Source organism: Enterobacter cloacae complex sp. 2024EL-00214, from assembly GCF_043945575.1.
Taxonomy (GTDB): Bacteria; Pseudomonadota; Gammaproteobacteria; order Enterobacterales; family Enterobacteriaceae; genus Enterobacter; species Enterobacter cloacae_P.
Genome location: NZ_JBIMRC010000009.1, coordinates 17,842 through 41,115 on the forward strand (window position 1 = coordinate 17,842; position 23,274 = coordinate 41,115).

Annotated in this window: 23 protein-coding genes, 1 tRNA gene and 3 pseudogenes; 17 read left to right on the top strand and 10 right to left on the bottom strand. The window is 51.6% G+C overall.

The features are described 5' to 3' along the window. Window positions 1-7 precede the first annotated feature (7 nt). The 3 genes from silB to silC all read right to left on the bottom strand — a co-directional run bounded on the left by silB (window position 8) and on the right by silC (window position 3,180). The gene (gene silB, locus ACHHZ6_RS11880; protein WP_024562062.1) at window positions 8-1,300 is read right to left on the bottom strand and encodes a Cu(+)/Ag(+) efflux RND transporter periplasmic adaptor subunit SilB; all 1,293 of its coding nucleotides are present in this window, start codon (window positions 1,298-1,300) and stop codon (window positions 8-10) included. Window positions 1,301-1,413: 113 nt separating this feature from the next. Beyond that, window positions 1,414-1,767, bottom strand: a complete 354-nt coding sequence (locus ACHHZ6_RS11885) for a Cu(+)/Ag(+) efflux RND transporter periplasmic metallochaperone SilF (RefSeq protein ID WP_001246152.1) — start codon at window positions 1,765-1,767, stop codon at window positions 1,414-1,416. A gap of 27 nt (window positions 1,768-1,794) precedes the next feature. Further along, a complete protein-coding gene (gene silC / locus ACHHZ6_RS11890; RefSeq protein ID WP_001507116.1) occupies window positions 1,795-3,180 on the bottom strand; it encodes a Cu(+)/Ag(+) efflux RND transporter outer membrane channel SilC in 1,386 nt (461 codons plus the stop codon). A 189-nt stretch (window positions 3,181-3,369) separates the two neighbouring features. Here silC and silR point away from each other — a divergent pair, with 189 nt between their 5' ends. The 4 genes and pseudogenes from silR to ACHHZ6_RS11910 all read left to right on the top strand — a co-directional run bounded on the left by silR (window position 3,370) and on the right by ACHHZ6_RS11910 (window position 6,797). Next, a complete protein-coding gene (gene silR / locus ACHHZ6_RS11895) occupies window positions 3,370-4,050 on the top strand; it encodes a copper/silver response regulator transcription factor SilR (protein WP_032951211.1) in 681 nt (226 codons plus the stop codon). Continuing rightward, entirely contained in the window at window positions 4,043-5,518 is a 1,476-nt protein-coding gene (silS, locus tag ACHHZ6_RS11900; protein ID WP_007374412.1) for a copper/silver sensor histidine kinase SilS, read from the top strand. Before silR ends, silS begins: the two co-directional genes overlap by 8 nt. Before the next feature lie 245 nt (window positions 5,519-5,763). Beyond that, a pseudogene (locus ACHHZ6_RS11905) lies at window positions 5,764-6,060 on the top strand (copper-binding protein); the annotation flags it as partial. A 39-nt stretch (window positions 6,061-6,099) separates the two neighbouring features. Next, window positions 6,100-6,797 (top strand): IS1-like element IS1A family transposase gene (locus ACHHZ6_RS11910; protein ID WP_103215986.1). Its coding sequence is split into 2 segments (ribosomal slippage): window positions 6,100-6,349 and window positions 6,349-6,797, totalling 699 coding nucleotides; the frame shifts between segments, so codons are not numbered across the junction. A gap of 294 nt (window positions 6,798-7,091) precedes the next feature. Here ACHHZ6_RS11910 and ACHHZ6_RS11915 read toward each other — a convergent pair. Continuing rightward, window positions 7,092-7,313 carry a hypothetical protein gene (locus ACHHZ6_RS11915; protein WP_001124949.1) on the bottom strand — a complete coding sequence of 74 codons (222 nt, stop codon included), beginning with the start codon at window positions 7,311-7,313 and terminating at the stop codon, window positions 7,092-7,094. A gap of 459 nt (window positions 7,314-7,772) precedes the next feature. On the opposite strand from ACHHZ6_RS11915, the gene ACHHZ6_RS11920 reads away from it, so the two are divergent. Next, on the top strand, window positions 7,773-7,841 hold the full coding sequence (locus ACHHZ6_RS11920; protein ID WP_228636870.1) for a DUF4113 domain-containing protein: 69 nt from the start codon (window positions 7,773-7,775) through the stop codon (window positions 7,839-7,841). Window positions 7,842-7,887: 46 nt separating this feature from the next. On the opposite strand, the gene ACHHZ6_RS11925 is transcribed toward ACHHZ6_RS11920, so the two are convergent. Beyond that, the gene (locus ACHHZ6_RS11925; RefSeq protein ID WP_395122258.1) at window positions 7,888-8,088 is read right to left on the bottom strand and encodes a DsbA family protein; all 201 of its coding nucleotides are present in this window, start codon (window positions 8,086-8,088) and stop codon (window positions 7,888-7,890) included. 41 nt (window positions 8,089-8,129) lie between these two features. Here ACHHZ6_RS11925 and ACHHZ6_RS11930 point away from each other — a divergent pair. The 3 genes and pseudogenes from ACHHZ6_RS11930 (at window position 8,130) to ACHHZ6_RS11940 (ending at window position 9,845) form a co-directional block, all read left to right on the top strand. After that, a protein-coding gene (locus ACHHZ6_RS11930; protein ID WP_094096600.1) for an IS1-like element IS1A family transposase occupies window positions 8,130-8,827 on the top strand; the annotation gives its coding sequence in 2 pieces (ribosomal slippage) (window positions 8,130-8,379 and window positions 8,379-8,827; 699 coding nt in all). A gap of 17 nt (window positions 8,828-8,844) precedes the next feature. Next, window positions 8,845-9,672: pseudogene (locus ACHHZ6_RS11935) on the top strand (IS5-like element ISKpn26 family transposase); the annotation flags it as partial. Next, the gene (locus ACHHZ6_RS11940) at window positions 9,654-9,845 is read left to right on the top strand and encodes a hypothetical protein (protein ID WP_395122259.1); all 192 of its coding nucleotides are present in this window, start codon (window positions 9,654-9,656) and stop codon (window positions 9,843-9,845) included. The pseudogene ACHHZ6_RS11935 and the gene ACHHZ6_RS11940, both read left to right, overlap by 19 nt. On the opposite strand, the pseudogene ACHHZ6_RS11945 reads toward ACHHZ6_RS11940, so the two are convergent. The 3 genes and pseudogenes from ACHHZ6_RS11945 to ACHHZ6_RS11955 all read right to left on the bottom strand — a co-directional run. Then, window positions 9,820-10,206, bottom strand: a pseudogene (locus ACHHZ6_RS11945) (response regulator); the annotation flags it as partial. The gene ACHHZ6_RS11940 and the pseudogene ACHHZ6_RS11945 overlap by 26 nt on opposite strands. Window positions 10,207-11,018: 812 nt before the next feature. Then, window positions 11,019-11,735, bottom strand: coding sequence for a DNA-binding response regulator (locus ACHHZ6_RS11950; RefSeq protein WP_395122290.1), 717 nt, complete (start codon window positions 11,733-11,735; stop codon window positions 11,019-11,021). Window positions 11,736-11,759: 24 nt separating this feature from the next. Then, a complete protein-coding gene (locus ACHHZ6_RS11955) occupies window positions 11,760-12,458 on the bottom strand; it encodes an EAL domain-containing protein (protein ID WP_249421814.1) in 699 nt (232 codons plus the stop codon). Window positions 12,459-12,735: 277 nt separating this feature from the next. On the opposite strand from ACHHZ6_RS11955, the gene ACHHZ6_RS11960 reads away from it, so the two are divergent. The 5 genes from ACHHZ6_RS11960 to pheP all read left to right on the top strand — a co-directional run bounded on the left by ACHHZ6_RS11960 (window position 12,736) and on the right by pheP (window position 18,310). Continuing rightward, window positions 12,736-12,812: transfer RNA gene (locus tag ACHHZ6_RS11960), tRNA-Arg, on the top strand. Between the two features lie 311 nt (window positions 12,813-13,123). Then, window positions 13,124-14,140 (top strand): iron ABC transporter substrate-binding protein, encoded by a 1,017-nt coding sequence (locus ACHHZ6_RS11965; RefSeq protein WP_182274025.1) that lies wholly within the window; start codon window positions 13,124-13,126, stop codon window positions 14,138-14,140. Window positions 14,141-14,164: 24 nt separating this feature from the next. Continuing rightward, window positions 14,165-15,739, top strand: coding sequence for an iron ABC transporter permease (locus ACHHZ6_RS11970; RefSeq protein WP_182274026.1), 1,575 nt, complete (start codon window positions 14,165-14,167; stop codon window positions 15,737-15,739). A gap of 1 nt (window position 15,740) precedes the next feature. Next, entirely contained in the window at window positions 15,741-16,763 is a 1,023-nt protein-coding gene (locus ACHHZ6_RS11975) for an ABC transporter ATP-binding protein (RefSeq protein ID WP_182274027.1), read from the top strand. Window positions 16,764-16,921: 158 nt separating this feature from the next. Continuing rightward, a complete protein-coding gene (gene pheP / locus ACHHZ6_RS11980) occupies window positions 16,922-18,310 on the top strand; it encodes a phenylalanine transporter (RefSeq protein ID WP_182274028.1) in 1,389 nt (462 codons plus the stop codon). A gap of 36 nt (window positions 18,311-18,346) precedes the next feature. Here pheP and ACHHZ6_RS11985 read toward each other — a convergent pair whose 3' ends face one another. Then, window positions 18,347-19,783: an MFS transporter gene (locus tag ACHHZ6_RS11985; protein ID WP_395122260.1), complete on the bottom strand. Its 1,437-nt coding sequence runs from the start codon at window positions 19,781-19,783 to the stop codon at window positions 18,347-18,349. A 107-nt stretch (window positions 19,784-19,890) separates the two neighbouring features. Here ACHHZ6_RS11985 and ACHHZ6_RS11990 point away from each other — a divergent pair, with 107 nt between their 5' ends. From ACHHZ6_RS11990 to ACHHZ6_RS12005, 4 genes are all read left to right on the top strand, one after another. Further along, window positions 19,891-20,769: a helix-turn-helix transcriptional regulator gene (locus ACHHZ6_RS11990; protein WP_196390952.1), complete on the top strand. Its 879-nt coding sequence runs from the start codon at window positions 19,891-19,893 to the stop codon at window positions 20,767-20,769. Window positions 20,770-20,793: 24 nt separating this feature from the next. Beyond that, entirely contained in the window at window positions 20,794-21,828 is a 1,035-nt protein-coding gene (locus ACHHZ6_RS11995; RefSeq protein WP_182919546.1) for a DUF2157 domain-containing protein, read from the top strand. Between the two features lie 140 nt (window positions 21,829-21,968). Beyond that, window positions 21,969-22,298: a type II toxin-antitoxin system RelE/ParE family toxin gene (locus ACHHZ6_RS12000; RefSeq protein ID WP_182274634.1), complete on the top strand. Its 330-nt coding sequence runs from the start codon at window positions 21,969-21,971 to the stop codon at window positions 22,296-22,298. After that, a complete protein-coding gene (locus ACHHZ6_RS12005) occupies window positions 22,279-22,566 on the top strand; it encodes a helix-turn-helix domain-containing protein (RefSeq protein WP_182274032.1) in 288 nt (95 codons plus the stop codon). The genes ACHHZ6_RS12000 and ACHHZ6_RS12005 overlap by 20 nt, the downstream gene beginning before the upstream one ends. 36 nt (window positions 22,567-22,602) lie before the next feature. Here the strand turns inward: ACHHZ6_RS12005 and nfsB are convergent, their stop codons facing one another. Then, window positions 22,603-23,256 carry an oxygen-insensitive NAD(P)H nitroreductase gene (gene nfsB, locus ACHHZ6_RS12010; RefSeq protein WP_182919548.1) on the bottom strand — a complete coding sequence of 218 codons (654 nt, stop codon included), beginning with the start codon at window positions 23,254-23,256 and terminating at the stop codon, window positions 22,603-22,605. Window positions 23,257-23,274: the final 18 nt, after the last annotated feature.

The following is a 23,274-nucleotide window of genomic DNA, read 5'->3' on the forward strand; positions in this document are numbered from 1 at the left end:
CGTCTCCTCAGTGCCCTGAATGCATATTTACAGGCTGGTCAGACATTGCTGGCATACTGCTTTCTGTTTTTTCAGGGTGGCGCATACGTTCCAGCGCGCCCGTAATATTGGCTTCGGAGTCAATGAGGAACAGGCCACTGACCACCACGGTATCGCCTTCATTCAGGCCGGAACCGATGCCGGACTGTTGCTGTGATTCATGCAGAACGTGGATCTGTTTCGGCACAAACTTGCCTTCATCATCAACAGTAATCACGCGCTGTTCTTTGCCGGTATCGATAACGGCCTGGCTTGGTATCAGCAGCATCTCCTGGCTCTTGGTATTCAGTTTCAGATAGGCATTCATGCCCGGCTTGAGAAACTCATCCTTATTAGAAACCTGGAGACGGACCTGAAGCGTACGGGTTGTCTGATCCACGCTGGGAAGAATGTTCCATTTTTCGACATGGAATGTTTTATCCGGATAAGCCGGTACCGAAATTTCAAACTGCGACGTATCTTTCAGCAGATATGCGATAGATTCTGGCACTGCAGCGCTGATCCAGACCGGGTCCATTCCCTGAATCTGAGCCACCACCTTATCTTTCGAAATATTCATGCCGGTGCGCAGGTCAAATGCAGTAATGACACCATCAATAGGTGCTTTAATGGTAAAACGGGTCTGAATGCTCCGGGTAGAACGCAGTCTCTGAATATCCTCTTCCGGCATACCTGCCAGGCGAAGCCGTTCCAGAACGCCTTTAATTTGCGTGGAAGTACCACCGGTGCTGGATAACAGAAGGAATTCGCTCTGTGCTTCCACCCAGTCCGGAATGGTAATATCGATAAGTGGCGTCCCCTTCTTCACATGATCGCCAATCGTCATGGGGTAGACTTTTTCGACAAACCCGTCAGAACGCGCCTGCACAATAACAAACTGATACTCGTTATAGCTGACATTAGCCGGGATTGTCTGAGAATAATTCAGCATTCCTCGCGTGACTTTTTGCGTTTTTAATCCCAGATTCTGAACCTGGGTTGGGTCGATACGGATCCCGCCACTGCTTTTATCGCCACTGTCATCAGCATATTTTGGCACCAGGTCCATATCCATAAAGGGCGATTTTCCGGGTTTATCAAATTTGGTATCCGGTTTCATAGGGTCATACCAGAAAAGTACCTTTTTCTCCGGTGCCTTTTGTTCTGCTGGTACTGTTTTTTGTGATGAGTTTAAATACTGCCAGGCAGTAACCGATATCAGCCCCCCTGCTATGAGGCTGCTGATAATTATTGCAGCATATTTTATCTTTAAAGAAGCCATACAATTTCTCGCTGAAAAATCAAAAAACCTGGCATATGCGCACGATCATTCATTCACAGTAATCCCATAATGAATGTTCAGGCGCACTGGATGTATTCGCTCCGGACTGTTAATCAGGATTGCGTAACGTTAATGCTTTTGAGTAAGGAGATATTGCCCTGCTGAATAAACGAGAAATCGACATGGTTGCCGGTTTTCAGGGCATTGATAGCGTCGTCTGCATTAACAAAAGTGAAGCGCATGGTCATTGCAGGCCAGCCCACCGCCGGGATTGCTTCGTGCGAAATGGTGATTTTTTTACTATTCATATCAATGTCTTTAACGATACCGGTGCCCTTGATAACCTGCTGTACCGAAGCATCACTGGCAGCATTCATATCGCCATGCTGATGTGTTTCAGCATGAAGACCGGCAGAAAACATGACAGAGAAGGCACCAAATAAAACGGCTTTAAGTGAATTACGCATTTTAATTTCCTGATTAATTGAATAAATTTACTCTACCCAACCGCCACCCAGCGCGGTAAACAGATTAATTTCGTTAACCTGTCGGGAATAGGTAAGATCGAGAATGGTTTGCTGCGTCGCGAAGAGGGAACGTTCTGCATCCAGCACTTCGATGTAACTGACAGCACCACTTGCATACAATCCTCTGGCACGCTGTAGAGTTATCTGAAGTGAATCAAGATAACGCTGCTGTGACTCAAGTTGCTGGCTAAGGCTGTCGCGCAGCGCAAGCGTGTCGGAAACATCCTTAAAGGCTGACTGAATTTTTTGTTCGTAATTAACCACGGACTGTTGCTGGCGAATTTCAGCCAGCTTCAGATTGGCTTTGTTCCTGCCAGCATTAAATATAGGAATTTCAATTTTAGGAATAAAATTCCACATTCCACTTCCTGACGTAAAGAGGCTGGACAGCTCCGTACTGCTTGAGGAGAGACCACTGGTCAGGGTAATGGACGGGAAAAAAGCCGCTCGCGCTGCGCCAATATTGGCATCAGCCGCTTTCAACTGGTATTCCGCTTCCATAATATCCGGACGCTGCAGCAATATTTGTGACGACAGATTTGGTGGCAATTTTACTGGTGCGATCTCCCCACCTTTAATCCCTTTTTCTGACGGAACTGCGCGGTACGTTCCCAGCACCAGTTGCAGGGCATTGTTTGCCTGAGCCAGATCGCCTTCTCGTTTGGCTATTTCGGCGCGGGTACTTTCGATTTGCCCCCTGGCTTGTTCAAGCGCCAGAACGTTCGTACTCCCGGTCACCAGTTGTTGCTCAACGAATGCATAAGACTGTTCATAATTTTTCAGCGTTTCCCGCGCAATACGGAGTTGTTCGTACGCCAGTTGCTGGCTGAAATAGCTCTGTGAAACGTTGGAGACCAGCAGGATGTGTACGGCACGACGGGCTTCTTCGCTGGCAAAGTAGTTCTGGCGATCAGCCTCACTCATGTTCTTAAGTTTGCCAAAAAAATCGAGCTCATAGCTGAGCTCCAGACCCGCGTCGTACTCCTGTGTGGTCGGCTTGTCACCTTTCAGACCACCGTTGTATGTGATCCCGGATGAGGCATTCAGTTGGGGATAACGATCTGCATCCGTGACGTTGAACTGGGCCCGGGCCTCTTCAACCTTCAGGGCAGCCATTCTCAAATCACGGTTATTATTCAGGGCTTCACCGATCAGCCTGCTGACCTGGGGATCGACAAAAAAGTTTCGCCAGCCCGTATCCTGATAGCTGTTTACCGCAGGCGTCAGACTGTTTTTAGACAATGAAAACTGCTGGGGAACCGGAGCTGGCGGACGCTGATATTCAGGTGCCAGAGAAACACAACCAGCCAGGATGAATATGGTACTGATGCTGAGTAATTTTAATTTGAACATAACGCTTCTCGTACAGGCAGACCTGGTAAATGGTTCAAACGAAGTCCAGAGTATTGATAGGGGTACTTTACCTAACGCTCTCTGTTTGCCGGGTGACAGGATAATGACAATGTTGTCATTTTTGCTGTAATCCGTTGATAACGATCGTGGGCGCAATAGAATGACATTAGCAGCCAGCCGGGGAGCAAGATGAAAATATTGATCGTCGAAGACGAAATTAAAACAGGTGAATATCTCAGCAAAGGGTTTACAGAGGCAGGGTTCGTAGTGGATCACGCTGATAATGGTCTTACCGGATATCATCTCGCCATGACAGCCGAGTATGATTTAGTCATTCTGGATATCATGCTACCTGATGTGAACGGCTGGGATATCATCCGCATGCTGCGCACTGCCGGAAAGGGTATGCCGGTCTTACTGCTGACAGCCCTCGGCACGATCGAACACAGGGTCAAAGGACTGGAACTGGGTGCGGACGATTATCTGGTTAAACCCTTTGCGTTTGCCGAACTGCTCGCCCGGGTGAGAACCCTTCTGAGGCGGGGAAACACGATGATCACGGAAAGCCAGTTTAAGGTGGCTGACCTCTCGATTGATCTCGTATCCAGAAAAGTCAGTCGCGCCGGAAACCGCATTGTGCTCACCAGTAAAGAGTTCAGCCTGCTGGAATTCTTCATTCGCCATCAGGGAGAGGTTCTTCCCCGCTCCCTGATTGCCTCTCAGGTCTGGGACATGAATTTTGACAGCGACACTAATGCGATCGATGTCGCAGTAAAGCGACTCCGCGCTAAAATAGACAACGATTACGAGACAAAGCTGATCCAGACAGTCCGGGGCGTGGGCTACATGCTGGAGGTCCCGGATGCATAGCAAACCTTCCAGACGCCCTTTCTCACTCGCTCTGCGGCTGACCTTTTTTATCAGCCTGTCCACGATACTGGCTTTTATCGCCTTCACCTGGTTTATGCTGCATTCTGTTGAAAATCATTTTGCCGAGCAGGATGTCAGCGATCTTCAACAAATCAGCACCACACTGAACCGTATACTGCAGTCCCCGGTGGATCCGGATGATAAAAAAATAAGCAAAATAAAGGAATCAATTGCCAGCTACCGCAACGTTGCCCTTTTGCTCCTCAATCCCAGGGGTGAAGTGCTCTTTAGCTCAGCTCAGGGGGCGGCACTACGCCCGGCAGTGAATTCAGCAGATTTTAGCGAGCACAGCCGCGCACGGGATGTCTTTCTCTGGACGGTGGAGGATCCTGCGGGACCGATGGATACCGGGTCCGAAATGAAGATGGAAACATACAGGATTATCGCCTCCTCTGGTCAGGCGATATTTCAGGGCAAACAGCAGAACTATGTCATGCTGACTGGCCTATCCATTAATTTCCATCTCCATTACCTCGATGCGCTGAAAAAGAACCTGATTGCGATTGCCGTCGTGATAAGCCTGTTGATTGTTCTGATCATTCGAATCGCTGTCCGTCAGGGGCACCTGCCCCTTCGTAATGTCAGCAATGCCATTAAAAACATCACCTCCGAGAATCTTGATGCGCGACTGGAACCGACACGCGTTCCCATTGAGCTGGAGCAACTGGTTATCTCGTTCAATCATATGATTGGAAAGATTGAGGATGTCTTTACCCGCCAGGCCAATTTCTCTGCCGATATCGCGCATGAGATCAGAACGCCCATCACCAATTTGGTGACGCAGACTGAAATCGCACTGAGTCAGGATCGAACACAGAGGGAACTTGAGGATGTCCTCTATTCCAGTCTTGAAGAGTATAACCGGATGACCAAAATGGTCAGCGATATGCTGTTCCTGGCACAGGCAGATAATAATCAGCTGATACCTGACAGGGTCATGTTTGACCTCAGAGCGGAAGTCATGAAAGTCTTCGAGTTTTTCGAAGCCTGGGCCGAAGAACGCAATATCACGCTCAAATTTAACGGGATGCCCTGCCTGGTTGAGGGAGATCCACAAATGTTCAGAAGGGCGATCAATAATCTGTTATCCAATGCCCTGCGTTATACCCCGGAGGGACAGGCCATCACCGTCTCAATAAGAGAGCAGGAGAGCTTTTTTGACCTTGTGATTGAAAATCCGGGGAAACCAATCCCTGAAGAGCATTTATCAAGGCTGTTTGACCGTTTTTATCGGGTAGATCCGTCCAGACAACGAAAAGGAGAAGGCAGCGGCATCGGCCTTGCGATTGTGAAGTCCATCGTGGAAGCACATCACGGAAGAGTGCAGGTGGAATCGGACGTACGTTCAACTCGTTTTATCCTATCCGTGCCCAGACTGGAGAAAATGATTCCGGAAACCCAGTACTGAGAATAAAGATTTAAATGACAAAGATGTCATTAGCCTGTCATGCAGCAAACAGAAGCCATTCGATATAATTAGTGCAACTTATCAGGAAGGCATTATTACTTCATCCATACACGGCATCAGCACAAGCCAGGAGTTGTATTAAAGCCTCATCCTGGCGGAATAAGGTCTGTAGAGTTGTCAGTTGTACTACTGAGGACACAGATCGAAATTCACGGACATCACTAATTCAGAAATGGAGAGTTACCATGAAAAATATCGTCTTAGCATCAGTGTTAGGTTTGAGCTTAATTTCTACGGCCTGGGCCACTGAAACTGTAAATATCCATGAGCGTGTCAATAATGCTCAGGCTCCGGCCCATCAGATGCAGTCTTCTTCAACTCCAGCCGCCATCCAGGGGGCAGCTCCACGGATGGCCGGTATGGATCAGCATGAACAGGCTATTATTGTTCATGAAACCATGAACAATGGTTCAGCAGATGCACATAAAAAAATGGCGGAAAGTCATCAGAAGATGATGGGAACTGGGGTGATGCTGCCAACTTACTGATTTAGTGTATGATGGTGTTTTTGAGGTGCTCCAGTGGCTTCTGTTTCTATCAGCTGTCCCTCCTGTTCAGCTACTGACGGGGTGGTGCGTAACGGCAAAAGCACCGCCGGACATCAGCGCTATCTCTGCTCTCACTGCCGTAAAACATGGCAACTGCAGTTCACTTACACCGCTTCTCAACCCGGTACGCACCAGAAAATCATTGATATGGCCATGAATGGCGTTGGATGCCGGGCAACCGCCCGCATTATGGGCGTTGGCCTCAACACGATTTTACGTCACTTAAAAAACTCAGGCCGCAGTCGGTAACCTCGCGCATACAGCCGGGCAGTGACGTCATCGTCTGCGCGGAAATGGACGAACAGTGGGGCTATGTCGGGGCTAAATCGCGCCAGCGCTGGCTGTTTTACGCGTATGACAGGCTCCGGAAGACGGTTGTTGCGCACGTATTCGGTGAACGCACTATGGCGACGCTGGGGCGTCTTATGAGCCTGCTGTCACCCTTTGACGTGGTGATATGGATGACGGATGGCTGGCCGCTGTATGAATCCCGCCTGAAGGGAAAGCTGCACGTAATCAGCAAGCGATATACGCAGCGAATTGAGCGGCATAACCTGAATCTGAGGCAGCACCTGGCACGGCTGGGACGGAAGTCGCTGTCGTTCTCAAAATCGGTGGAGCTGCATGACAAAGTCATCGGGCATTATCTGAACATAAAACACTATCAATAAGTTAGAGTCATTACCCACCTCGCATTTACAGAGGGTTTACTGTAGTTCTCATGGAGGTATCTTAATCGGTGTCCTGCTATCTTAATAATGGCATAGGTTATAGAGCAATCCGGCTATTCTTCATGCTCTAAACCTATACTGATGCACGTGATTATTGGTAGTTAAAACTAATTTACGAGCAACTTTAAATTGTTAGAAGGCTATGTTCTGTATACCTTTATAACCATACAAAGAAATTATACATAACCCCGTCTTTAATATTATTAGCTTATCAGAATGAAATTCCACTCAATCCTATATTGCTGGAGTTTTTTTCCAAGCACCTATTTGCTCATAAATTTGACGCTCTATTTTTTCTACATCATTAACCAAGTCAGAATAGTCAGGTGGGTTGGTACCAATTGCCCCCTCCCATTGCCTCGTCAGCTGTGAAACTTTATTTTTGATTGTAGAGAGCTGATTTAGCTGCTTTTTGGCAAACAATACTTCTTCCGAATACAGGTTTTTTTTGGGCATTACAGTACCAGACAACGAATTTAACTTAAGTGCAGGCCGTCTTTTTAACATAAACAACTATCATTGCAACACATTTTCCGAGTTTTTCGTGGTAGGCCCTTCTTAGCAGAAGCATCTCTGATGTGTGGTCATCCACCAGCGGTCCTATGTTTCGATAACCAAAACTATGCATATTCGTCTACACGCATTGTGCAAAAATCAGTGACCAGCTATCCGCTTACGGAATCATCACGCCTGCGAGTTTTATGAAAGTGATGTGCGGATATTACGAAATGCAATCGGGTTGAAATGGATCGTAAAGGCAGTAGTGATACCCTCTTCAATAACCGATGCATCAGACCTGCCATCGCTGTTTGATGAGCAGCCCACCAGGCGCATCAGCGAAACACTGATGAAAGTGATGGACAGGTTTAACAAAGAACTGTTTCTGGTTATCGAAGGGATCAGCAGGATTCCATGATGAATCAGTCCAGGCTGTCTCCACGATATACTAGTCGCTGGAACGTGCTACTTTTCATAAAAACCTGACATCCATGTCGCTGTTAACCGATAATTTCCGGAAACAAAAGTAACTTTAGCCACCACGAGCCTTCTGGATTGCATATTTCAGGGTGGCCTCGTCAACAGCGCCCGGGATGAATGATGTCGTTGCAGCGTCGGGTTTTTGCATGTTCATGATAATGAACCCTGGCGTTCCGTTGATCCCGAGAGCTTCACCCAACTGCATGTTTCCGGAGATGACATTCTCATAGCGGCCTTTCGGTGATGCTGCCAACTTACTGATTTAGTGTATGATGGTGTTTTTGAGGTGCTCCAGTGGCTTCTGTTTCTATCAGCTGTCCCTCCTGTTCAGCTACTGACGGGGTGGTGCGTAACGGCAAAAGCACCGCCGGACATCAGCGCTATCTCTGCTCTCACTGCCGTAAAACATGGCAACTGCAGTTCACTTACACCGCTTCTCAACCCGGTACGCACCAGAAAATCATTGATATGGCCATGAATGGCGTTGGATGCCGGGCAACTGCCCGCATTATGGGCGTTGGCCTCAACACGATTTTACGTCACTTAAAAAACTCAGGCCGCAGTCGGTAACCTCGCGCATACAGCCGGGCAGTGACGTCATCGTCTGCGCGGAAATGGACGAACAGTGGGGCTATGTCGGGGCTAAATCGCGCCAGCGCTGGCTGTTTTACGCGTATGACAGTCTCCGGAAGACGGTTGTTGCGCACGTATTCGGTGAACGCACTATGGCGACGCTGGGGCGTCTTATGAGCCTGCTGTCACCCTTTGACGTGGTGATATGGATGACGGATGGCTGGCCGCTGTATGAATCCCGCCTGAAGGGAAAGCTGCACGTAATCAGCAAGCGATATACGCAGCGAATTGAGCGGCATAACCTGAATCTGAGGCAGCACCTGGCACGGCTGGGACGGAAGTCGCTGTCGTTCTCAAAATCGGTGGAGCTGCATGACAAAGTCATCGGGCATTATCTGAACATAAAACACTATCAATAAGTTGGAGTCATTACCGCCGACGGCCCTATCCGCTGGAGACCATGCTGCGTATTCACTGCATGCAGCATTGGTACAACCTGAGCGACGGTGCCATGGAAGATGCCCTGTACGAAATCGCCTCCATGCGCCTGTTTGCCCGATTATCCCTGGATAGCGCCCTGCCGGATCGCACCACCATCATGAATTTCCGCCACCTGCTCGAGCAGCATCAACTGGCCCGTCAATTGTTCAAGACCATCAATCGCTGGCTGGCCGAAGCAGGCGTCATGATGACCCAAGGCACTTTGGTGGATGCCACCATCATTGAGGCACCCAGCTCTACCAAGAACAAAGAGCAGCAACGCGATCCGGAGATGCATCAGACCAAGAAAGGCAATCAGTGGCACTTTGGCATGAAGGCCCACATTGGTGTCGATGCCAAGAGTGGCCTGACCCACAGCCTAGTCACCACCGCGGCCAACGAGCATGACCTCAATCAGCTGGGTAATCTGCTTCATGGAGAGGAGCAATTTGTCTCAGCCGATGCCGGCTACCAAGGAGCGCCACAGCGCGAGGAGCTGGCCGAGGTGGATGTGGACTGGCTGATCGCCGAGCGTCCCGGCAAGGTAAAAACCTTGAAGCAGCATCCGCGCAAGAACAAAACGGCCATCAACATCGAATACATGAAAGCCAGCATCCGTGCCAGGGTGGAGCACCCGTTTCGCATCATCAAGCGGCAGTTCGGCTTCGTGAAAGCCAGATACAAGGGGCTGCTGAAAAACGATAACCAACTGGCGATGTTATTCACCCTGGCCAACCTGTTTCGGGTGGACCAAATGATACGTCAGTGGGAGAGATCTCAGTAAAAACCGGAAATAACGCCAGAAATGGTGGAAAAAATAGCCTAAATAGGCTGATTCGATGTGTTTGCGGGAAAAAAATCGGCCCAGATCCGCGAAATTTTAATCAGCGAGTCAGCTTGGGAAGAAATGACCTGCTTATTCGCACCTTCCCGAAGGGAAGAATGAATAGCCGGTAAGTATCATATTAACCGCATTGTAGATCTCACCTAAATCTTTTCGTTTGCTGACAAACCCATTTGCGCCTGCGCGAATGGCGCGTCCGGCATAAAAAGCCTCTGATTTAGAAGACAAAAAAAGCACCTTTATGTCTTTGTTGATGTTCCTGATTCTCTTCAGTAGTGAGAACCCATCTGTTCCTGTCATTTCGATGTCGAGAATCACCAGATCGATGGGATGGTTACGTATGCAGTCAAGCACTTCGTGACTATCGCCAGACTTGAGTTTAACGACGATGTTTTTATTTTTCTGTAGCAGGACTTCTATCGACATTCTGACAATAGGGTGTTCGTCCATAATGATAACGGATGCCGGTTTCATTTTTTATGCCTCAGATTGTTAAAAGCGTTATGCTGAGTTTTGTTAAAACTCTCGAAAAGCCGGAAGGATAATTGTGCAGATCCTTATACGGTGGTATTTCCCTGGAGAGAGCGAAAGCATCCTTGTTAACGTAGTGATGGAATCAATGCCGCAGTGCGGTTATCTCATTTTACTGATGATCGCAAAATGAATTTTCTTATTCATGTCTGTAACTCTCCTTATTATACCGTTTAAGCTTTCTCCGAAAAGCCTGTAAATCAATTTCTGCTTATTTGTGAATATTATCTGCTGGATCTTAAGGCCTGGTATTTTAATTTTAGCGGAAATGCCCTGGTATCCCATTTACTGCAAACATTCGTCTTTATGTAATAACAAAAAATAAAAGATATCACTATATGTTGATCAAATGTTAACTAAAAGGGTGTGGAAATAACCTGTCTCTTCGCCGTTTACACAGCAAGAATTCGCCCGATTCTGGCATGATACCTTCATTTGAAAGCCTGTGAGCATCACCTTAAAAAATCTGTCCTGACACAGCAGGATATGCTGTATTGAGGGCTTCTGGTTCCCTGCACGTGCAATCAAATTGCTTGTTTTTACATCGTTATCTTCTTTTTAACGTTATTGCTTAAACCTTATCACACGGATGAAAGCACTGCCTGTGTCGGTTTTATCAGCATTTCACTTCATTGAAGTGGATAAATTAGGAATAGTTTTAAATTCGACTTAATTGTTAATTTTTAACATAAAAATAACAAATCTTGTAAGTGATTTCTTAAAGGTGTTTAGGAATTAATGGGTTAGTAAGGGCGTTAAAACGTGATGTCTGAAAGGTTATTGAGAAGATGCAGCAGCTCCTGACGATGATTTAGCCCAAGCTTCGTCAGGATACAACTAAGGCGATAAATGATGCGGTTATAAGGGCGGTTGTGCAGGTGTGCAATATGCCGTAACGAGTTACCGCGCGACAGATCCTGTAAAACAGGCCACTCATCGCGAGAGAACCACTCTTTTCTGTTGCGCGGCAGAAATGAGGTTTCCAGCAGGTATTGCTGCATAGCCGGTGGAGAAAGCTGGCGCTCCAGCACATGAAAGGGGCCAGCAGCTTTACAAAAAAGTCGGGCGTCATAATCATCAGCCCGAATTAACAGATGGGGCGCGAGGAATGGCGGGTACAGGCTGTGTCTTCTTAGCCGATCCAGCAGGTCAATAAGCGTTGAAGCCCGGCTGTCGATATCCACGACAAGCCGCGCTGAAGGCCAGTGGTTAAGAGCTCTGAGGGCCGCTTCCAGCGTGTCATAGTCACAGCAGTTGCTAAGGGGAAACTGCCCGTTGAGGAACCCCGAACGAAGAAAATTATCCTGTGTGACCAGAATGATAAAGGGGGCGTCGGTTTTGCGAGTCTGGTTGATAGACTGGCTCAAAAATTCGAGGCGATCGAAGAAGGGGGGAGCAAATGCCGAGTGCGTAAATCCCAGTGCATCACTTCCTGTACGACGCCGCCTGTAACGGCGCACTGTCATTCGTATAGCTTCCCTCCCGGCGATGACCGCTTACTCTTCTGGCCATGTCCAGGATGGCCAGTAATATCCCTGACCTAATCCCGCGCCTGCCTGTAGGGCACAGGCATGATCCCTGTCTGTCTCAATGCCTTCGATAAGGACATTTTCGGCAATTTTCGAACAGAGAGAGACCAGTTGCGATAGCGCCGGAGTGGCTCGTAAACGCCAGAACGCGATCTTATCGATTTTTACCCCGGTTAACGGCAGGTGACAGGATAAAAATGATTTCACCAATGCTTCATTTACGTCATCCAGCCAGATGCGGTGACCCTGCATCGTCAGCTCCTGCAGGCGACAGGTGACGCGTGCGCGAAGCGCCTCAGACAGCAAGAAAAAGCCCGCCGGGTCGACAATCTCAATGTTCAGCGGCGGGCTTTGCAACTGTAGTAAACGCTGAAACGTTGCCGGCGTGGTTAATACCGTTATCGGCAGATTGATAAAAAGGTTGTTACCGGGTAAGGCGTTTTTTAGCGTGGCGAGTTGCGCTTCGAGCAGCATCATTGCCTGGTCAGCGGATTGATCGCGAAAATAATGTTCACTGTGCTGATGTGATGACAATATGCTGAGCACCTCGTTACCCACGGTGCGCGAAGAGGAGAGGGCGACGACGGGTTCAAGTTTAATGCCGATAATGTCCTGAGAAATGCGTTGTAATCGGGGGGGCGTATACGTCAGGTTTTGCGTTGTCACTCCATTATCCTGTTGTTGATCAGCCTCCAGGCGGCCGGGATACCTCATACCAGTGTGCCGGGGCGACGCGCAGGAAAACAGCAGGCGTTACTTAAATGCGGCTAAGTCTTTTCGCAGCGGTAAAACGGGAGGGATATACCCATAAATGTTGAAAAAACAGCCGTATTTACAACCGGCTAGTCGTTATTGGAAGAGAAGACGGTAAAGGCATTGACTCAGCTGTCATTGACCGTATAATTCCACGCGTTTCACCACCACGAAGTTCACTCTTCTCCGTGCGCCCTTAGCTCAGTTGGATAGAGCAACGGCCTTCTAAGCCGTAGGTCGTAGGTTCGAATCCTACAGGGCGTGCCATTCAATACCTTCGCTCATCGTCACGTCATCCTTTCAGCCTTCCCGGTTATCTGTCTGTTGCTTAAATAATCTGAAATAACCCTGGCGTCAGCTAATCAGTCGTCTTTTTCAGATTTAAGGTTTTCCTAATCTTCTGTTGAGTGATGATTTATTATCAGTTTTTTATCATTCTAAACTCTGCGATAAAGAAATTTTACACTTTTACGCTTAAACTGGATTGATACTAATTATCATTAGCGTTTTTGTGTGCTTTAATCCTTACCCGCAAAGCCATTCGTTGTTATTTACTTTGGTCTATTAAGGATATTTTTATGAATTCTCGCGTATTGTCATGCTTCTCGCTTGCACTGTTGTCTTCATCAATTTTCCTTTCCACACAGTCAGTTGCGGCTGATAACAACGAAGGCATCGTTGTTTACAACGCGCAGCATGAAAATCTGGTGAAGTCATGGGTTGATGGCTTTACGAAAGAAACCGGGATTAAAGTCACACTGCGTAATGGCGATGACAGCGAGCTGGGCAATCAGCTGGTTCAGGAAGGCAGCGCTTCACCTGCGGACGTGTTTCTGACGGAAAACTCTCCGTCGATGGTGTTGGTTGATAATGCAAAACTGTTTGCACCCTTAGAGGCTGACACCTTAAAGCAGGTACCAGCGGAGTTTCGACCAGCGCATGGCCGCTGGATCGGTATTGCCGCGCGTAGCACGGTATTTGTTTATAACCCGGCAAAGCTGAGCGAGCAGCAGTTGCCGAAATCGCTGATGGATCTGGCAAAACCTGAGTGGAAAGGACGCTGGGCGGCATCTCCGTCAGGCGCTGATTTCCAGGCAATCGTCAGTGCGATGCTGGCGCTGAAAGGTGAGCAAGCCACGCTGGAATGGCTCAAAGCGATGAAAGCCAATTTTGTTGCCTACAAAGGTAACAGCACCGTGATGAAAGCCGTTAACGCCGGTCAGATTGATGGCGGGGTGATTTATCACTACTACCGTTTTGTTGATCAATCCAAAACGGGTGAAAACAGCAAAAACACCAAACTCTACTACTTCAAACACCAGGATCCTGGCGCGTTTGTCAGCCTCTCTGGCGGCGGTGTACTGGCTTCCAGCAAACATAAAGAACAGGCTCAGGCGTTTATTAAGTGGATCACCGGTAAAGAAGGCCAGGAACAGTTGCGTACCAACAATGCCTTTGAATATGCCGTGGGTGTGAATGCCGCTTCTAACCCGAAACTGGTTCCGCTGAATGCGCTCGATGCGCCAAAAGTTGAACCTTCAACGCTCAACAGTAAAAAAGTTATCGAGCTGATGACACAAGCCGGTCTGCTGTGATCCTGAGAGTAAAGTGAACGTCTTATGTCTGGTCTGAGTCTCGACATCGGTAAAAACGGGGTGCGGGAGCCTGTCCGCAGGCGTCCTGCGCTGCCGATGGTAGCGTTAGCTATATTGTTTTCATTAATGGCGCTTTTGCCTTTGGGTTTTATCATTGCCATTGGCATTGAGACGGGCTGGGAAAGCATTAAGGTTCTGGTATTCCGTCCACGTGTTGCTGAGTTGCTCAGCAACACGTTGTGGCTAACGGCGCTCGCGGTTCCATTGTGCATTGTGCTTGGCGTGGCAATCGCCTGGCTGACAGAACGCACGACGCTTGCTGGCCGGGGAATATGGTCTGCGCTGGCGGTCGCACCGCTGGCGATCCCCGCATTTGTGCAAAGCTATGCCTGGGTGAGCGTTGTTCCCTCCATGCACGGCCTTTCTGCGGGCGTGTTTCTCTCCGTTTTAGCTTACTACCCGTTTATCTATATGCCGGTTGCGGCGGTGCTGCGCCGTCTCGACCCCACGCTTGAAGATGTGGCTGCTTCGCTCGGTACACCGCCGTGGCGGGTCTTTTTCCGCGTGGTGTTACCGCAGCTCAAACTCGCTATCTGCGGCGGTGCGCTGCTGGTGGCGCTGCATCTGCTGGCGGAGTATGGCCTGTATGTGATGATCCGCTTTGACACCTTTACAACGGCGATTTATGACCAGTTTCAGTCAACGTTCAGCGGCCCTGCGGCTAACATGCTGGCGGGGGTGCTGGCATTGTGCTGTCTGGCCATTTTAGTGCTGGAAGGGGTCACGCGCGGTAAAGCACGTTACGCGCGTATTGGTGCCGGTGCCGCCCGTGAACAAAAACGCTGGCCATTGAAACCTGCTGCGGCTGCGCTGGGTCAGATGTTGTTCCTTTTACTGGTCGTCCTGGCTCTGGGTGTCCCGTTAGGTGTGCTCTGCCGCTGGATATGGCTTGGCGGTGTACAAAACTGGATGAATGCTGACCTCTGGCATTCGTTGCGTCAGACGCTGATGCTGGGCGTGGGCGGTGCGTTGCTGACCACCACGTGCGTGATCCCCATTGCCTGGCTCGGTATTCGCTACCCGCGCCGCATCTTCCGGATGCTGGAAGGGTGCATCTACATCACCAGCTCGCTGCCAGGTATTGTGACCGCCCTTGCGCTGGTCACGGTTACCATCCATTACGCCCGGCCTATCTACCAGACGGAAATTACGCTGTTCCTCGCCTATCTGCTGATGTTTATGCCTCGCGCGCTGATTAACCTGCGGGCCGGGATGGCTCAGGCTCCGGTAGAGCTGGAAAACGTGGCGCGCAGTCTTGGCAGCACGCCAGCGAAGGCGCTGTGGAGTGTCACTATGCGGCTGGCTGCACCGGGTGCGGCGGCGGGGGCGGCACTGGTCTTCCTCGGCGTCAGCAACGAATTGACCGCCACGCTGCTGCTGTCACCGCTCGGGACACGTACGCTTTCCACCGGTTTCTGGGCGCTGACCAGCGAGATCGATTATGTTGCTGCTGCGCCTTACGCCATGCTGATGATTCTTATCTCACTGCCGCTGACCGCGATCCTTTACATGCAGTCTAAAAAAATTGCAGGGCTATGACATGCTTGAATTAACGTCCATTTCTAAATCGTTTTCCGATGTGCGGGTGCTCGACAGTTTAAACCTGAGCGTTGCGCCGGGAAGCAGGACAGCGATTGTCGGGCCGTCAGGGTCGGGTAAAACCACACTGCTGCGTATTCTGGCCGGGTTTGAAACGCCGGATGCCGGGCGCATTGTGATGCAGGGCCGCACGCTGTTCGATGAAGACAATTTTATCCCCGCTCACCAGCGCGGTATCGGTTTTGTTCCCCAGGAAGGGGCGCTGTTTCCACACCTTAATGTGGCAGACAATATCGCCTGGGGTTTAGACGGTACCCGCCACGAGAAACGGGCGCGCGTAGAAGCGTTGATGGAGATGGTCTCGCTGGACAGGAAGCTTGCGACACACTGGCCGCATGAGATTTCCGGTGGACAGCAACAGCGTGTGGCACTTGCCCGTGCGCTGGCACAGCGTCCTTCATTGATGCTGCTCGACGAACCGTTCTCTGCTCTGGATACCGGCCTGCGCGCGATGACGCGCAAGGCAACCGCCGATCTGCTGGCGGAAGCGGGTGTGGCCTCTATTCTGGTGACCCACGATCAAAACGAAGCGTTGTCATTTGCCACCCAGGTTGCCGTGATGCGATCCGGGCGTTTCACGCAGGTTGGCACGCCGTTTGAGGTCTACACCCAGCCGGTGGATGAAGAGACTGCGCTGTTTCTTGGCGATGCGTTGATCTTGCCTGCCCAGCTTGCCGCCGGGCGTGCAGTATGTGCGTTGGGTGAGATACGTACGGACAACGCATATGCGGCAGGCGAGGGTAAGGTGATGCTACGTCCTGAACAGATGCGGGTCACGGCGTGTTCACCACATGAAAGTCCGCTCTCGATTATCGATGTGGATTTCACCGGGCATTTGTCCGTCCTCACGCTTGCGTTAGCCGGGCAAAAGGAACCGCTGGTTCTGAAAACCGTCAGCCAGCCAGGCTGGAATCCGGGGGCGGCAGTGCGTATTGATATCACCGGTAACGCCCGCGTATTTTAAGATTTACCGTATCTGACTTAATACCCCCCCCGGCCAACGGGGGGGTAATACACTCATTATCGCCACCGCATGCAACGTCGTTCCCCGCTGCTTTTCTTGCTACCACCAGCATGAAGTGTTAAAACGTGCCCCTTCTAAAAAAGAGACAGGGGTAGGACGTGAAAGACGCGTCATCCGCTTCAGGCAGCGGTAGTTCTGAAGCCTCGTCGGAGCACAATCCGACGCTGCAACGTGGTTTGCAAAATCGACATATTCAGTTAATCGCCCTGGGCGGCGCTATCGGTACCGGGCTGTTTCTGGGTATCGGCCCCGCCATTCAGATGGCTGGCCCGGCGGTGCTGCTGGGTTACGGCATCGCCGGGGTCATTGCCTTTCTGATCATGCGCCAGCTCGGCGAGATGGTCGTCGAAGAGCCGGTGTCAGGCTCGTTCGCTCACTTTGCTTATAAATACTGGGGCCCGTTTGCCGGCTTCCTCTCCGGCTGGAACTACTGGGTGATGTTTGTACTGGTCGGGATGGCAGAGCTGACTGCGGCAGGCATCTATATGCAGTACTGGCTCCCGGACGTACCGACCTGGGTCTGGGCAGCGGCCTTCTTTATTATCATCAACGCCATTAACCTCGTGAACGTGCGCCTGTATGGCGAAACCGAGTTCTGGTTTGCGCTCATCAAGGTGCTGGCAATCATCGGTATGATTGGCTTTGGCCTCTGGCTGCTGTTCTCCGGTCATGGTGGCGAGCGTGCGACCATCGATAACCTGTGGCAGCACGGCGGCTTCCTGGCAACGGGCTGGAAGGGGCTGATCCTGTCGCTGGCGGTGATTATGTTCTCCTTCGGCGGGCTGGAGCTGATTGGTATCACCGCTGCTGAAGCGCGCGATCCGCATAAAAGCATCCCGAAAGCGGTCAACCAGGTGGTGTACCGGATCCTGCTGTTCTACATCGGTTCGCTGGTGGTTTTGCTGGCGCTCTACCCGTGGGTGGAAGTGAAATCCGACAGCAGTCCGTTCGTGATGATTTTCCACGATCTGAACAGCAACGTCGTGGCCTCCGCGCTGAATTTCGTGATCCTGGTGGCATCGCTGTCGGTCTACAACAGCGGCGTATATTCTAACAGCCGCATGTTGTTTGGGCTCTCCGTGCAGGGTAATGCGCCGAAGTTTCTGACCCGCGTCAGCCATCGCGGCGTGCCGGTGAACTCGCTGCTGCTTTCCGGAGCCATCACGTCGCTGGTGGTGTTGATCAACTACCTGCTGCCGAAAGAGGCCTTTGGTCTGCTGATGGCGCTGGTTGTTGCCACACTGCTGCTGAACTGGATCATGATCTGCCTCGCGCACCTGCGCTTTCGCGCGGCGATGCGCCGCAAAGGGCGGGAGACACAGTTTAAAGCGCTGCTGTACCCGGCGGGGAACTACATCTGCATCGCCTTCCTGGCAATGATCCTTGTGCTGATGTGTACCATCGACGACATGCGCCTGTCAGCGCTGCTGCTACCGGTGTGGGTGATCTTCCTGTTTGCGGCATTTAAACTTTCCCGTAAGAAGTAGGGCCCTTTTCGCCCGGTGGCGAAGAGCGTGCCGGGCTTATTTCGTGGCCTGGCAGGTCTTCACCACCGGCAGGCACAGGTGGTGACGCATACACAGCGTCACCAGTGCTAGCCCTGCCATCATGGTGGCTTCTACCGCCAGAAAAACATTTATCGCCTGGGTATAATCACCGTGATGGTTTTGCAGCGCATGCAGCAAAATCGCCCCGAAAATAGCCGGGCCAAGCCCCAGCGCAGCCTGCTGTAGCGTGCTTAAAATCGCGCTCGCGGCTCCCGCGTCATCAGGCTGAATATCGCGCATACCCATGCGATAGAAGCTGTTCACAATTAATGCCTGGCCGTAGCCGACCAGCCCGGTCGCCGGAGCCAGCGTCAGGGCAGTGTTGTTCATCCCCCAGAAATGGAACGTCACAATCAGTGCCAGCAGCCCGGTTATCTGGATCGCCAGCCCGGTCAGCAGAATGGTACTGGTGCTGTAGCGGGCAATCAGGCGCGGGGCAAACCACGCAGAAATAAAGTAGGTCACACCGAGCGCGATAAAACTGTTCCCGGACTGCCAGGGGGCCATGCCCAGACCGGTTTGCATGGTCAGCGCCATACAGAACATAAACCCGGACCAGACGCTGAAAAAGAGCACCGCAATCAGCACCCCAAAGCGAATACTGCGAAGCTGCATCAGGCGTGGTGGGATCAACGGATGAGCGTTCTCCCGTTCTTTCTGGCGCGCATTCATCACCATAAAAAAGGTGAGCGGGATGATGGCGAGCAATGCGGCTTTCAGCGGCCATGACCAGTGCCACTGTGGGCCAAGCGCCATCGGGAACAGCAGGCAGCAGAGAATCGTCGCCAGCAGCACAGTGCCCGTCCAGTCAATGCGCGATGGCGTTTCACGACGGGTTTCTGGCACGTAACGACGGCTCAGCGCCAGCACCACCAGACAAATTGGCACGTTAATAAAAAACGCGTTACGCCAGCCCAGCCCGGCGATATCCGCGGATACCAGCCAGCCGCCGCCCATCTGCCCGACGATAAAGGCGATGCCGCCTATGCCGCCAAACAGGCTAATGGCTTTGGCATGGGCGGTGCCTTTTAGCGTGACGTGCAGCGTGGCGAGGATCTGCGGCATGATCAGCGCCGCGCCTGCACCCTGAACAATACGCGCGGCAAGCAGCTGTTCAATGTTGCCCGCCATCCCGCACAGCAGCGAGGCGAGGCCGAAGCCCGCCACGCCCCACATAAACAGACGACGGCGGCCCAGGTTATCGCCCAGCTTGCTGCCGGGTGCCAGACAGACGGCAAAAGCCACGCCGTAGAGGGCGACGATCAGCTCCAGCCCGGTGGCGGTGGCGTGTAACGAATGGGTTATTGAATCCAGCGCTACGTTCGTAATTGACGTATCGATAAGCGGCAGCATCTGGCCGGTTAACAGCAATATCAGGCCTGCGCGACCCGGTGAAACAACTGACGTATTCATGGTGACTCCATTGCGTCATTCAGCAGATGGTCGTAGCATCGGTGATCTCATAAACGGGTACCAGTTCTTACTTATACTGGTACTGGTACTACCATGCAGGGGGATTTATGGCGCTGATGTCTGAACCCGTCATCTCACTTCAGGATGACACCCGAAAACAGCTGGGGGCATTTTTACGCGCACGGCGTGAAAGCCTCGATCCCCAGCGTCTCGGCTTGCCACGGAGTGGCCGTCGCCGCACACCGGGGCTGCGTCGTGAAGAGGTGGCCTTTCTGGCAGATGTGGGCGTCACCTGGTACACCTGGCTGGAGCAGGGCAGGGATGTGAATCCATCTACAGCGGTGATGGCCGCAATAGCCAAAGCGCTGCAGTGTACCCCGACTGAAACCCGACACCTGTTTGTACTGGCTGGCCTGCCGCCGGGTGAAGCGCCGCAGGCGGCCTGCTGTGAGAGCATCAGCGAAGGCACGCGCCGGTTGCTTGATACGCTGATGCCAAAGCCTGCCAGCATTCAGAAACCGAATTTTGATATTGTGGCGTGGAACGACAGTTTCGGTCATCTGATGGGCGTCGACTTTAACGCCATCCCGCCAGAAGATCGCAACTGCATTTATCTTTTTCTGACGCATCCGGCGTGGCGTGCCCGTCTGGGCAAACGTGATGACGTACTGCCGATTTTTGTCTCCTATTTCCGCGCGGCGATGGCCGAACACCGGGGCGATCCACTCTGGGAAGCCAAACTGGCACGTTTCTTTGCGGTGTCTGAGGAGTTTAAAACCCTGTGGCACCAGCGCAACGATGTTCGCGGTGTGGAAAATCAGCTGAAGCTGTTCACGCATCCTGAGCTGGGAAATTTTACTCTGCAGCAAATGTACTGGTACTCTGCTCCGCGCAACGGGTCGCGGCTGCTGGTGTATTTGCCAGTGGATGAGGCGGGGGAAAGGGCGATGACGTGGCTGGCAGAACAGGCTGTTATACTCAATTAACATCTGACTTTTCAGGGAGTGAATATGAACGTTACCCGCAAACAGGAACGTCTCCTTCACCGTGCGCTTAGCGAGTGGGAGCAGGAAGGGGCATTAACCCCCGAGGAACGCCAGCGTCTGGCCGGTACGCTGCAGCGCGTGACCCTGGACTGGCAACGCCTCAGCCGTTATGCCTTCTGGACGGCGCTGGCCTGCGTCATCATTGCTATTGGCAGTCTGTTTTCCGACAGCGAACTGATGGCGCGTATCATTGAATTCTTTGCTTTCTCCTCCCTCGCCCGTATCGGGCTGCCCGCGCTGGTGGCGGTATTATTCTACCTGTGGGGGTTCAGCCGTCAGCGGCGAGAAACGCAGTGGCACTACAGCACTGAAGCGATCCTGTTCCTCGGCGTATTCTTTACGGCGATTGCTCTCTGGCAGCTCGGTGAACGGCTCGATAACGGCAGCGGCCACATTGCCCCGCTGTTCCTGGCGGGCTGCGCCGTTTATGGTCTGGTGGGCTTTTTTGGGCGTTCCGGGTTAGTGTGGCTGTTCTTTTTACTCTCGCTCGGTAACTGGTTTGGGGCACAGACGGGGTATATGTCCGGCTGGGGCGCTTACTGGCTGGGGATGAATTACCCGGTGCGGTTTATCTTCTTCGGGGGCGCGCTGCTGGCGCTGTGCTGGGTGCTGCGCGCAATGTTACAGGCGCGACATCTCTATACCACCAGTAAAGCGATGGGCCTGACGTATCTCTTTGTTGCCCTGTGGATCATGTCGATTTTTGGTAATTACGATATCGATAACTGGTACAGCATCACTCAGGCATCGCTTCTGCCGTGGGCGCTGCTGTTCGCCGTGGCGGCGGCAATTTGTATCTACATCAGCCTGAAAACCGACGACGGCATGTTGCGTGGCTTTGGTCTGACGTTCCTCGCCATTAACCTCTACACCCGCTACTTCGAATACTTCTGGGATGGGATGAACAAGGTCGTGTTTTTCCTGATTCTGGCGGCGTCGCTGGCGGTGATAGGCCGTTATGCGGAGAAAATCTGGCACGCCGGAAGTACGGCCAGATAAGTTTTTTGCGAAGGGCTTTCAGGGAATCAACAGGTATTCGGTTTAGCCTGGATAAAACAGGTAAGGTGAATCACGAAAGGCAAAATTAGCCTTTAATGCAAATTGCCTTACATGCTAATATCATCAGGGATGAAAAAACCGTGTTCAGACTCATCGTTCATCAGGCAGTCAGAGAAGAGATCCTCTCTTTGCCTGCAGGGGTACAAGCGAAGTTGATTCGCCAGCTTGATAAATTACGCAATAACCCAACCGTACTACGGGCTCCCGACAGCAAACCATTGTCATATGGCTTGTTTGAAATACGCACCGTCGGGCTAATCCATAGCCGCGGGATATACGTTTATCAGCGGGATAAGACGATTTATCTCTTGCGCGTATTTATCAAAAAAACGCAGAAAACACCTTCTGTGGAGATCCGTCTGGCACTGAAACGACAACAGGAGATGTTGGATGAGCAAGAAGATCATTGACTGGGATGAGTTGAGAGCAGAGTTGTTAAGTGACTCTGATGTAAAGGCTGCTTTTGACGCAGAAGAACGTAAGGAGCGCTTACGCGAGATGCTGGCGCAATGGCGAAATCATGCCGGTCTTACGCGTGCGCAGGTGGCGGAGCGAATGGGCGTCAGTGCGCCAACCGTATCCCGAATGGAAGCCAATATTACGCGGGCAAGTCTCGACACGTTAACGCGTTATGCGCTGGTGTGTGGAGTCAAACATCCGCAAATCATACTGTATTGAAATCTGGCACGCCGGAACCCGGCGTACCAGCAGTGATTAGCACTCCGTCACGACGGTGCTCAGCGGCAGGCGAGATTTCGGCAGGGATGCGTTGAAATCTTCCACGCTATGGTGCCCAACCGGTACCACCACCAGGCTGGTGTAGCCTTTCTCTTTCAGGCCAAATTCTTCGTCGAGGATCGCGGCGTCAAAGCCTTCAATCGGCACGGCATCCAGGCCCATTGCGCCCACGCCCAACAGGAAGTTACCGACATTCAGGTAAACCTGTTTTGCCATCCACTGGTCGTCATCTTTCAGATCAACACGGTGAATGTCGGCGAAGTAGTGGCGACCTTTGTTGTTAGCGGCTTTTGCTTCCGGGTTCGCAAAACGGCCGTCGGCATCTTCCTGATCGACCACGCGCTCCAGCCAGGCATCGTCCATTGCGGTTTTCGCGCAGAAGACCACGACGTGAGAAGCATCCAGCATTTTACGTTCGTTGAACACGTAAGTACCGGCCGCAGATTTTGCCACACGCGCTTTACCTTCCCCGGTGCTGGCTACAATAAAGTGCCACGGCTGAGAGTTGGTGCTGGATGGGCTGTACTGCAGCAGGGTTTTGATTTTTTCCGCTTCTTCGGCGGTCAGTTTTTTGCTTGCGTCGAACGCCTTGGTGGAATGGCGCTTCAGGGCGACAGAAATAATATCCATTACAACTCCTGGTGGTTA